Source organism: Pantoea sp. SIMBA_079 (genome assembly GCF_046940275.1).
In the GTDB taxonomy this organism is placed as follows: Bacteria; Pseudomonadota; Gammaproteobacteria; order Enterobacterales; family Enterobacteriaceae; genus Pantoea; species Pantoea borealis.
The window spans coordinates 1-266 of the sequence record NZ_JAWRYR010000397.1 but is presented as its reverse complement, the minus strand read 5'-3'; the positions used below and the strand labels follow the sequence as shown (position 1 = coordinate 266).

Genomic DNA, 266 nt, shown 5'->3' with positions numbered 1-266 from the left:
GCTAATGGCTTCTACCTGCACCACCGCGCTGCACGGCGTCCAGGTAGAGGAGAACCCCATTGGCAGAGAACACTGCACCTTCGGCCAGCATCCTCTTCGCCTCCTCCCCAAACGAGCCCGCCATCGAGTTGGTGGAGGTCGAGCCGGATGCGTTCGGCGACCTGAATCTTGACCGACTGGTCGCTGATCTGACTGCCGGCCGTGACCAGTACGAGTTGAGGCCGTACTTCTTCACACCGCTTACGAGTGCTGCTGCGGTGCAGTTC

1 pseudogene is annotated in these 266 nt (G+C 61.3%); it reads left to right on the top strand.

From position 1 onward, the window contains the following. Positions 1 to 59 precede the first annotated feature (59 nt). Positions 60 to 266, top strand: a pseudogene (locus tag SB719_RS20525) (hypothetical protein); the annotation flags it as partial.